Below are 10,112 nucleotides of genomic sequence, written 5' to 3' on the forward strand. Positions count from 1 at the left end.
ACCGGCGAGATCGCCTCGCAGGAGGTCCGAAAGGATCCACGCCAGCCGGGTGCCGACGTGCTAGTCGATATCGGCCGGGTGCTCACCACCCGGCATCCGATCGACGATTTCTATTTGGGCGATCTGGGGCGGGGGGACTCGCCGATGGATCGGTTGCCTCTCCGTCTCAGCCTGTGCGTCCCGGCCACACGGAGCCAACCGGCGCTGCTGGCCGAGGTCGCCCGGGCGACGGCGAGCTCCCCGGCGGCAGCCTTCGATCCGATTCTGCTGGCCGGTTGGCTGGCAGAGACCTACCAGTTGCCGCTCAGTCAGGCGGCCATCGAAGCTCGAGGCGAAGCCGTGCAGCGCGCACGGCGAGAGCACGGCGGCTGGTTCCGCGGCCGGGAATCATACGATACCTCCGGGCTGATCGTGGAGGACTTCAAGCTGCTGCTCATCCCACTCTGGATCGGCGGACTGCAGGTCAAAAGCGGGGCAAGCCCGGTCTGCCTGCATGGGGTCACGGGCCAGGTATTTGCCGGGCTTGGCTGACCCGGCGAGTGCCGTTCGGCCTCCGGCGTTCGCAGGACACCACGCGGGGGTCACCCCTGCGAGTTCTTGCGTCTTCCCGGTGGAGAGGCGATCACTCTCGCTTGGCAGGAAAGGCCACTGCCTGGCGCAGGTCCTCCAGGCTGTCCGCATCCGGGGCCAGGATCCACAGCACCTGATCTGAACTGCGTTCAGCCAGCATGCCCTCGTCGGAGGACTGCCAGCGCAACTGCTTGGCGTCGCCTTCGTGACGGCCGATCCGCTGATCGCCGTAGTCACGCAGCGCCAGGAAGAACTCCTCAGCATCGGCCATGCGATCCCAGGAGGACACCAACACCAGGGCGGAATCTCCGGTCTGATCGTTGTGGTAGGCGCGATACGTGTCACCGCCCCAACCCTCGGCGGCCTTGACGGCGGTCTCTTCCGGGAGAAGCTCCATCAACGTCAGGCGCATATACCACTCGCCCAGGTTGTTAAGGTCGATCTCGCGCCAGCCCTCGCCTAGGGCTTGCGTTAGGTCGGGCAGGTCTAGCCGGCGAGGCTTGTCCTCTGGGTAGCGGTCGGGATGCAGGATCTGCTCGGTGGATAGAGGTAGGTCTTGGTAGGCGGCGTCCACGCCGGCCCACCTGCCCTCCAGGTATAGCGAGCGGACGAACTCGGACCCCTGTACGTACGGGAAGATGAAGTCCTGCTTCATGAACTCCGGGGCGCGGTCGTAAACCGGAGTGTGCAGGTTGTCGTAGAAGGCGATGATCTCCTCGATGTCCTGCTCCGCGGCGTAGGTGCGGGCCCATTGTTCTTCGAGCAGGGATGCATCGCCCTCGACCAGGCTGCGGATGCCGGCACAGCGTTCGGAATCGGCCTCGCAGGCATCGTCGGTGAAGTTCATCTTCCCCTGAAAGTCGTAGTTCTGGTCCTGCAGGGCGTGAACGAACTCGTGAGCGTGGGTCAGGCGTTCGGGCCCACCGAATCCTTCACCGCCGACGACGAACATCCGCTTGACCTCATCGTCGTAGTAGCCCGCCACCTGCTCGCTGTACAGCTCGATGTAGAAGTCCAACAGTTCGAAATCGGCAGGGAGCAACCCGAGCAGCGCCAGCACCTGGGTGTCGTCCCTTGCTTCCTCGAGGCTATAGTCGCCGAGGAAGTCGTCGAGCACACGCTGGCGCAGCTGATCCGGGCTGAGCAGCGTGCGATCCGAGGGTCGGTTGGGGTACAGGCCGCGCAGCGTGATGACCTGCTGCTCGATCTCCTCCATTTTGGCCAGGGCTTCGGGGCTGATCGGGAGACCGTCCCCAGAGGCGGAAGGCGTGGTCTCGGCGGGCAGGCCTGGAGGGCTTGTGGATTCTGCGGTCGGAAGCAAGATTGCCGGCCCCTGGGACGCAGTCGGCAGCGCTGGTTGGGCGGGCGAAGGGATGAGGCCCTTCACCAAGCTGCAGGCGAGGGTGGATGTCAGGAGCAGAGCGGTAAGATACAGAAGTACGGACCTGCGCATTCGGCCTCCGAGGCGGCGGAGATTGTATCATCGCGGGTTGCATTGGCCACCGCAGCTGGCGGTGGGGAGGCCGGCAGGAGCGCTAGGCGCCGGCGGCGGGGCGAGGGGGAAGATCAGGGTTGGATCAGCGTGATCTCGGTCTGCGGAGTGCTCAGCCACTCCAGGCTGGCCTCGGCCACCCGAACATCCTCTTCAGCGTACACTGGGCCGTATCCCTCCAGCTGAACCCCCAGTTCAATGGCGAAGACGTTGCCGACCTCGATGGCGCTGAAGGGGGTACGGCCGTATCGCTCCCAGCGGGGTCCGAGCACGGTCGAACCGTCGTGCGCCACGCGGCCGAGGTGATGGCCGAAGGCGTGTAGGTATTCTGGATAGCCGCTGGAGGTGAGCGATGTGCGGGCGGCGTGATCGACCTCCCAGCCAAGGGCGCCCGGATGCAGGGCTTCGGCGCCCGCCAGCAGCGCCTGGCGCACGGCCTGCCAGGCCTGCCCCAAAGCCTCTGGTAAGTGGTCTTCACCCGGCCCGAGCAGATACCACATCCGCTGCAGATCCGCGCAGAAGCCGTCCTGCTTGACGCCGAAATCGACGTGAACGATCTGGCCTGGGCGCAGCGCCCGATCGGTCGGCAGCCCATGACCGACTTCGGCCTCAGGGCCGATGTTGATGATCGGGTCGGTCTCCCAGTCCCAGGCGGCGCCCACGCCGTCGCGGCGCATCATGGCATGCATCTGCTCAGCCAACTGGCGTTCGGTGACTCCAGGGCGCAGCTGCGGCGTCAATTCGCCGAGCAGGGCTTGGGTGGTGGCGACGGCTTGCCGGATGCGGCCCACCTCCTGTTCGGTCTTCTGTCCGCGCAGGCTGCCGAGGAACCTCGCCGCCGAGACGACACACTCGGCGGCGAAGCCCGCCTCCGCCAGCACTTCATCGAGGCGCAGCTTGAGGCCGTGCGTCAGCCCGTCGGAGGCCGGATCATCGGGTGAATAGTTGACCGCAATCTGCCGGGGGGCAAGGCGCTGCAGGGCCTGGATCAAGGCCGGGCGGATGGATTGATCGTAGGCGACGACCGTGGTGAACGCCTGCAGGCTCCTGGCCGTGCCGGCGTCGTAGCGGCCAAGAATCGCAACGCTCTCGCCGCTGCGATGGACGAGGAAGGCCGAATGCCAGGTCACCCCAAAGGGATAGATCAGGTCGAGGGCGGGGTCGCGCGTCAGGCTGGTCTCCTGCACCAGCGTCAACCACAGGTCAAGGTCGAATCGTTGCAGCAGGCTGGAGGCCTGAGCGAGTTTGGGGAGCACGAGTTCGGAAGCTGAGGATGTCATCGTCTCATCGGCGCTGTCGAGTGTATCACTCCGGCGAGCGAGCGAGTGCGGAGGCATCACATGCCGATGATCAGCCCACCGGGCTGACAGGTGCGGCAGAAATTAGTGATGCGCTGGTTAGCGGTGATGGCGGATATCGCAGTGCCGCAGCGAGGGCATGGCTCGCCTGCCCGCAGATGAATGGCAAAAGAGGAGCGGGGCTTGAGATGGATCTCGTCGCCCATCTCCCGACGCACCTGGTCAACGGCGTGGAGCAGCACCTGCTGCATCGCCTGATGTAGAGCCTCGACCTCGGGGGTCGACAGCGAAGCCCGCTTGCGGTACGGATGCAGGCCGGCTTGCCACAGGATCTCGTCGGCGTAGGCGTTTCCAATTCCGGCGACAAATGCCGCCCGGGTCAGGACACCTTTGATCTCACCGCGGTACGGGCGAAGCCGCTCCTTGAAGTCCGGAAGCGAGATGTCAAGCGCGTCCGGCCCCATCTCGGCGAAGGTTGGGATCTGTGCCAGATCGGTCGTGAGGTAGATCTGGCCCATGCGCTTGCTGTCGACGTAACGCAACTCTTCCGCCGGGTTGTCGAAATGGACGGTGACGTGGACCGGACCGACCTTCCGGGCATCTGGTGAACAGAGCTGCAGCCGGCCCATGAGTTTGGGGTTGATGGCCAGCGTCAGGCGGGCTTCGGAAGCAGCCGAATGAGAGAGGGGGATCAATAGGAACTTGCCCCGGCGCTCGACGGCGTCGAAAGTCCGGCCAGTGACCTGATGGGCGAAGCCCTGGCCGGTCAGGTCGCGCACCACGATCGGCCCGCCCTTGGGAGCGACGTCCACGCCCACCACCGGCCGCCCGGCCAGGCGGCGGACGAGAACGTCCTTGACGGCTTCCAACTCCGGGAGCTCGGGCATAGTGAACCGGGCGGGGATGCCGTCATTATACTGGCCCGGCTATTTCGGGGCCGAGTCGGCTGGACAGGATGCAGGTGGAGGTGCTATAAAGGTCATGTGCCGACAGGAGATGCATGCCCCTTTTCGGGCAAGCATGATGGACGAGAGCAACGAACCCGACCCGAATAGTTGCCGTGACAGTGCCGGGCTAAGCCCGGTCGCAGCACCGCGCACCTTCCCCGCCTGACCTCCGACCCCGGGCTGCTCCCAGGTGGTGCGGGTAAGGTGGCACCGCTGCCGGATGGACGCCTGGGCCGACCGTACCCCCCGGCTCCCGCATCCTTCTCTTGCCCCGAGGCGATTGCCGCACGGCTTGCGGCTTGCGCCCAGGGTTGGATCATTCTTGCCGTGAACTCGGGAGGCGCCATGATCACCATGTATCGCAGCACGCCCAATGGAGTGATCGCCATTCAGGAACCCGTCGAGGGTTGCTGGATTCACATGACCTCGCCGGATGCCGAGGAAATTGCACGCATTGAGACCGCCTACGCCATCCCGCGCGAGTTCCTGACCTACCCACTTGACGTCGACGAGACGGCCCGCACCGAGAAGGAGGAGGGCGTGGCGCTGGTCATCCTGCGCGTGCCGCGGCATGAGGGCCCGGGCTCCGATATCCCGTTCACAACCGTTCCGCTGGGCATCATCCTCACGGAAAGGGCCGTGGTCACGGTGAGTGCTCAGGAGAGTGAAGTCCTGCGCGGCATGTCGAACGGCAAGTTGCGGGGCATCAGCACCGCCAAGCGGAATCGCTTCCTGCTTCACCTGTTCTTGCTGACGGCCCAGCAGTACCTGGTCGACCTGCGAGCGATCAACAAAGCGGTGGATGTCCTGGAAGACAACCTGCAGGCCTCCCTGCGCAACCGCGAGGTGCTGGACCTGCTGAAGTATCAGAAGAGCCTGACGTACTTCACTACAGCCCTCAAGGCCAACCAGCTGATGATGGATCGCCTGCAGAAAGGCCAGATGTTCAAGATGTTTCCGGACGACGAGGACTTGCTCGAGGACGCCCTGACCGAGATCGGGCAAGCCATCGAGATGACGAACATCTCCAGCGGCATCCTCAGCCAGATGATGGACGCCTTCGCCTCGATCATCTCGAACAACCTGAACGCGGTGATGAAGTTCCTGGCTTCGGTGACGATCATCTTGGCGCTGCCGTCGCTCGTGGCCAGCATCTACGGCATGAACGTTGCCCTTCCGCTAGGCGAGCACCCGTTCGCCTTCTTGATGGTGCTGGGTTTCTCGTTCGTGGTGGCGCTGTTGGTGGTCCTGATCTTTTGGCGGCGGGACTGGCTGTAGGGGATTGGGCGGGAGGTCGGCTACCATCCCCGGGCGGCCCCTTCCTGCTCGAGGGCCAGGAAGGCGAGCTTGGGTCGCCCGTCGTGGGAGCGCAAACCGAGCGATCCCAGGAATTCGGCGAAACGACGGGAGTCGAGGCCGTAGTAGTCGAGGAATCCTGCCAACGCCTCGTCGGAGATGTCGTGCAGCCAAGTGAAATTGACCAGGCGAATCTGGCCGGCCTGCGCATCCCACGCCCGAAACACCTCACGCACGAACTCCGCCTGCAGCGCATCGGAGCTCCCCAGAATCCGGCTTGAGGGGTAACCGACCTCGAGTAGGTAGACCGGCTTGCCGGAGGCGAGGGAAGCCAGCGCAGCGAAATCCTGATACGCGCTGCTGGGCGGGCGCACCGAAAAATCGCCCTTGAGCGGATAGTAGGTGGCGAGGATCGCGTCGCTGTGCCGGTTGATAGCTTCAAGGCACCGGCGACTCGAACCGAGCAACCCGCCGGAAGTCGCCTTGGTTCCCACCTGCAGCCCGGGCCGCAGGCTGCGGGCATACGACGAAGTCGCAGCGAAGAATTCCTCATAGGCTGCGCACATCCCTGGATCCCCGCCGAGGTAGGCGTCGATTTCATTCCCGATTGCCAGAACGATCAGTTGCGTCTCCGGGAGACGGGAGAAAGAGTCCGCCAGCATACGGTTGAATCGATCGATCAGGCGCGGATCGTCGAACGCCAGGTGGCTCAAGTCTGCCGGCAGGCGCAGCTGGTTGGTGTCGATCGGTGCCAGGGTCAGCACCAGCGGGGTATCGGAGGCGGGGTAGTAGGCGTTGGCGATCGTCAGGTAGTCCGGGTCGGGGCCATACTGACCCGGCGCGGTCTCGAGGGCGTCCCAGGGCAGGGAGAGGCTGACAGCCTGGGCGCCGGCCTGCAGCGCCAGCTGAAAGGCCGAGTCGTAGTCGCCGTCGGAAGCCTGGTTGACGTCGATGGAGAGCAGTCGGTCGCCGCGCGGCAGTGGGGCCTGCAGGTCGGCGGTCGGGCCGGGCGAGGCGGCGGCCGGCCAAGAACCGCATGCAATGCCAGCCAGGGTCAGACCCAGCAAGCACGGAGCCAGCACTCGTTCGCGAGGCATGACGTTCCTTACCAAAAGGGGGCCTCCCAGATTGGCCGCGGTTCGGGGATCGGCAGCGGGTGCAGTAGGCCGCCCCAGGCAAGGGCCGTGACTGCTGTCAGGGCAATATTCAACGCCAGCACGGCGGGAATGCGCAGCCAACCGCGGCACCGCCCGGTTGCCAGCAGGCCGGGAGGCCACAAGAGAACGGCCAGTCCCATCGCTGAGCCGTACACGACGAAGACATACAGCCAGAAGACCAACCCCAACGGCAGAGCCCGCAGTCCTTGTATGAAGACTGCGCCTTGCTGCTCGACGAACACCCCGTACACGCCCTGAAGGACGAAAACGTGACCGAGCCCGTAGACGTAGCGGCGCCCGGCGGCCATCCAGGCCAGAGCCCAGGCGGCGTAGATTCCCGGGCTGAACAGCAGATCATAGGCGAGCTGAGGGTGGAGCAGGGCCGGGTTGGGATCGTGGGCCAGGTAGCTGCCAGCCCAGGCCAGGCTCTCGGTCAGGCCGCCGACCAGCAGCGTCGCCGCCAATGCCAGCATCCAGGCTGGCAGGCGCAGGCGGCGAACGATCTGTGCCAGGCGCCTCCGGCCAAACCAGCCGGCGACGAAGATCGAATAGATCAAGAGCATCGTGTCCGGCGGATCCACCAGCAACAGGAGCACGGGCAGCAATCCGCTGGCGGCGAATAGCCACTGCCACCGGCGTTGGTGGCCGGGCCCGGGCTGGGCGGGCTGAGGCAGGTTGGTGGTCATGAGTCTGAAAACCCGCTGGTCGGGGCAGCAAGGCCGCCGTCGGTTTGCCCGGCCCGCGGCTGGCGAAGGATCGAGGCCAGGGCCCACACCAGCAGCCCAAAACCCAGCGGGACGGTGATGAGGTACAGCAGCATGCCAGTAGGTGGACGCGCGTCGATGGCATCGGCCAGGGCGTAGACGGTCGAGGCGGTGAGCGGCAGCAGAAGCAAGAGGAGCAATTGCCCGGCGCCTGGGCTCGGGCTGGCCAGCGCTACCTGGATCTGGTCCTGGCGGGTTTCGTTGCGGCGGTTGCGGCTGAGCGCGACCAGCACCACAAGCGCCAGCGGCGGTAGCACGATCAGGGAGAGGGGTTGGGTAGACACGGTCACGGCGACGAAGTATGCCCCCGCCAATACAAAGAGCACGCCGCGCTCGGCCTTGCCCGGGTGGAACGCCTGGAGCGGCAGGCGTGGCGCCAAACCGTAGGCGAGCATGAGCGCCAGCGCGAGGACTAGCGTGTACGCTGCGAAATTCGCCAGGGCCGCCGGAGGGGGCTCAATCGTCCACCACCACAGGGCCCACAGGCCATATCCGGCACCGAGCGCGATTGAGAGAGCGGCGGTCCGCCCGGAGGAACCACGCGACAGGCTGGCCGGCACGACACCCCAGCCGATGATCACACTGATCAGGGCATGCCAGGCCAGCCCGGTGAAGGATAGGTTGAGCGGGAAGTCGTCGTACATCGTCTGGACGATCACGCCTTCGAGGAACCAACCGTAGACGGCGCCCGCCAGATACAGAGCTGCCAGCGAACGCACGCGGAAGTGGGCGACGACGGTCAGGAAGAGATAGGCGGCGACAGCATAGGCCAGGAAGGTCGGGAGCAGCTCTTCGGCCCGGATCCACGGCCCCGGCCGCGCCCAGAACAGATGCTCAGAGTACACCATCAAGGTCAGCGCCGTCAGGGAACCGTATCCCAGACGGCTGGCAAAGGCGATCCTGGCGGGCGTCTGAACCTGAGGACTCACGCGGCAATCCGGCTATCTACCGGGGCTGGGTCCATCGGAGGATCCGCTTCGGCGTCCGGGATCGGCCTTCGATTGCGACGCTCCAGCCAGATTAGGAAGAGGCCCATCCCAAGCGCAACCCAAGTCATACCGGAGCGATTGTCCGCGGCCTGGGGATCGAGCTGCGCAACCGGAGCCAACAGAACGAAGAACAGCAGCGCGCCGCTGACCGCGGCCACGGCGTGTGACCGAGACCAGGCGGCATGCTTCGTCAGGCGGCACGCCGCGCAGACGAAGATGCCTGCCCAGGCGAACATCAGGATTAGAGTCACCCCAGGCGGGATTGGGGTGTTCGGCAGTGCCCACAGCGTGACGAACAATCCGATCGTTGCCGCAAAGCTGCGCCAGAACAGCGCTCGGGGACGGCGAAGCCTGACAACCGAGTCAAGCGGCAGAGTCTGCGGCAGCTTGCGCGCCATCAGCCCCAGCCCGAGGACGGCCGCCCCAGCCAGCGCCAGATGCGTCCAAGGCGGCCGGTAGGCGGTGAGGAACAGGTTGCAGAACAGCACGACCAGGGCCAGTACAACACTCCACAGGCGAAACGTGCGGCGGCTCAGCCAGGGCCGGTCGACCCAGTCCGGAAAGATAAGGCAGGTGAGCAGGATCGGAATGGCGATGCTGAATACAGCGTGGTACAGGGTCAACCCGGCCGACCACACCCAGTTCACGCCGGCCCAGCGGCCGTACACACCCAGGGGTCCGAGATCGATCCAGGCGGGATCAAAGAAGCTCTTGACGGCCAGTCCTTCTTCGACGATCCCGTAGGCCAATCCCAGGATCAGGACCGTCGGCCATCCTTTTCTCCAGCGAAACGTCAGCTCGCGGACGACCAACGCTGCGCTGCCATAGAAGGCAGTCAGCAGGATGAAGGTGAACGGATTGAAGAACTCCGCCGGAGGCGCCGAACCAGACAGAAGTTCGGCGACAATGGGCGAAAGGAAGTACAAGAGGAGTGCGGGGTGACGCAGACGGCGCATCCGGTCCTCCAGGGGTGCCACCTATCCTCTCCTACCGTGTGGAACCATCAGATGTCGCGACTGCAGTCGGGAGTGTCGCCACTCAATCCCGCGGACGCCAGGCGCCTTCCGAGATTCTGGCGGGGCATCCGCCCGATCCACAATTCGGTTGAGGATTCTGGTCACGACCTCGGACAAACCCGGGGTGACCCAGGGCTATAATCCTCGCGCCATGCCGATCGAGGACGCGCTTCGAGCCCTTCGCCACGACCCCGGCTTCATGCGCAATGTGACAGCCTGGGAGCCGATGCGCGCCCGGCCTGCCCGCTATGCGCCGACGCCGAACGGGCTGAACGCACGCCTGGTGGCAGCCCTGCATGAACTTGGGCTCTCCCCGCTGTACAGCCATCAGGCCGCAGCCCTCGAAGCCAGCCAGGCCGGCGAGAATGTGGTGGTGGTGACCGGCACCGCCTCCGGCAAGACGCTGTGCTACAACCTCCCTGTCCTGCAGACGCTGCTCTCGGACCCGCTGGCGCGTGCGCTGTATCTGTTTCCGACCAAGGCTCTGGCGCAGGATCAGGCGGCTGTGCTGACGGGGCTGCTGCGGGCGCTCTCGGCCGAAGACCAGGTGGTGGTGCGCACTTACGATGGCGACACGCCCCAG

The 10,112-nt window shown here is 65.4% G+C and carries 10 protein-coding genes; 3 read left to right on the plus strand and 7 right to left on the minus strand.

Annotated elements, in window-relative coordinates; all coding sequences use genetic code 11:
- Positions 1-531 (plus strand): hypothetical protein (locus tag MUO23_11580; protein ID MCJ7513596.1); only part of this gene is annotated, 531 nt, incomplete at its 5' end.
- A 91-nt stretch (positions 532-622) separates the two neighbouring features.
- On the opposite strand, the gene MUO23_11585 is transcribed toward MUO23_11580, so the two are convergent.
- The 3 genes from MUO23_11585 to MUO23_11595 all read right to left on the minus strand — a co-directional run bounded on the left by MUO23_11585 (position 623) and on the right by MUO23_11595 (position 4,229).
- The gene (locus tag MUO23_11585) at positions 623-2,023 is read right to left on the minus strand and encodes a hypothetical protein (GenBank protein ID MCJ7513597.1); all 1,401 of its coding nucleotides are present in this window, start codon (positions 2,021-2,023) and stop codon (positions 623-625) included.
- Positions 2,024-2,136: 113 nt separating this feature from the next.
- Complete coding sequence (locus MUO23_11590) at positions 2,137-3,342, minus strand: aminopeptidase P family protein (GenBank protein ID MCJ7513598.1); 1,206 nt, start codon at positions 3,340-3,342, stop codon at positions 2,137-2,139.
- Positions 3,343-3,398: 56 nt separating this feature from the next.
- Positions 3,399-4,229, minus strand: coding sequence for a hypothetical protein (locus MUO23_11595; GenBank protein MCJ7513599.1), 831 nt, complete (start codon positions 4,227-4,229; stop codon positions 3,399-3,401).
- 423 nt (positions 4,230-4,652) lie between these two features.
- On the opposite strand from MUO23_11595, the gene MUO23_11600 reads away from it, so the two are divergent.
- The gene (locus MUO23_11600; GenBank protein MCJ7513600.1) at positions 4,653-5,585 is read left to right on the plus strand and encodes a magnesium transporter CorA family protein; all 933 of its coding nucleotides are present in this window, start codon (positions 4,653-4,655) and stop codon (positions 5,583-5,585) included.
- Positions 5,586-5,605: 20 nt separating this feature from the next.
- Here the strand turns inward: MUO23_11600 and MUO23_11605 are convergent, their stop codons facing one another.
- Genes MUO23_11605 through MUO23_11620 form a run of 4 tightly spaced genes read right to left on the minus strand, consistent with a single transcriptional unit; the run spans position 5,606 to position 9,490 of the window.
- Positions 5,606-6,700 carry a hypothetical protein gene (locus MUO23_11605; GenBank protein MCJ7513601.1) on the minus strand — a complete coding sequence of 365 codons (1,095 nt, stop codon included), beginning with the start codon at positions 6,698-6,700 and terminating at the stop codon, positions 5,606-5,608.
- 8 nt (positions 6,701-6,708) lie between these two features.
- The gene (locus MUO23_11610; GenBank protein ID MCJ7513602.1) at positions 6,709-7,446 is read right to left on the minus strand and encodes a hypothetical protein; all 738 of its coding nucleotides are present in this window, start codon (positions 7,444-7,446) and stop codon (positions 6,709-6,711) included.
- The gene (locus MUO23_11615) at positions 7,443-8,453 is read right to left on the minus strand and encodes a hypothetical protein (GenBank protein ID MCJ7513603.1); all 1,011 of its coding nucleotides are present in this window, start codon (positions 8,451-8,453) and stop codon (positions 7,443-7,445) included. The genes MUO23_11610 and MUO23_11615 overlap by 4 nt, the downstream gene beginning before the upstream one ends.
- Complete coding sequence (locus MUO23_11620; protein MCJ7513604.1) at positions 8,450-9,490, minus strand: hypothetical protein; 1,041 nt, start codon at positions 9,488-9,490, stop codon at positions 8,450-8,452. Before MUO23_11620 ends, MUO23_11615 begins: the two co-directional genes overlap by 4 nt.
- A 190-nt stretch (positions 9,491-9,680) precedes the next feature.
- Here MUO23_11620 and MUO23_11625 point away from each other — a divergent pair.
- Positions 9,681-10,112: DEAD/DEAH box helicase (locus tag MUO23_11625; GenBank protein MCJ7513605.1), on the plus strand; the 432-nt coding region annotated here is incomplete at its 3' end.

This window comes from Anaerolineales bacterium, assembly GCA_022866145.1.
Lineage (GTDB): Bacteria > Chloroflexota > Anaerolineae > Anaerolineales > E44-bin32 > PFL42.

Bases quoted from the DNA above. Each gene is read 5' to 3' on its own strand.
- MUO23_11610 (MCJ7513602.1), bottom strand. From the start codon at position 7,446: ATGACCACCAACCTGCCTCAGCCCGCCCAGCCCGGGCCCGGCCACCAA.
- MUO23_11590 (MCJ7513598.1), bottom strand. From the start codon at position 3,342: ATGACATCCTCAGCTTCCGAACTCGTGCTCCCCAAACTCGCTCAGGCC.
- MUO23_11605 (MCJ7513601.1), bottom strand. From the start codon at position 6,700: ATGCCTCGCGAACGAGTGCTGGCTCCGTGCTTGCTGGGTCTGACCCTG.
- MUO23_11600 (MCJ7513600.1), top strand. From the start codon at position 4,653: ATGATCACCATGTATCGCAGCACGCCCAATGGAGTGATCGCCATTCAG.
- MUO23_11585 (MCJ7513597.1), bottom strand. From the start codon at position 2,023: ATGCGCAGGTCCGTACTTCTGTATCTTACCGCTCTGCTCCTGACATCC.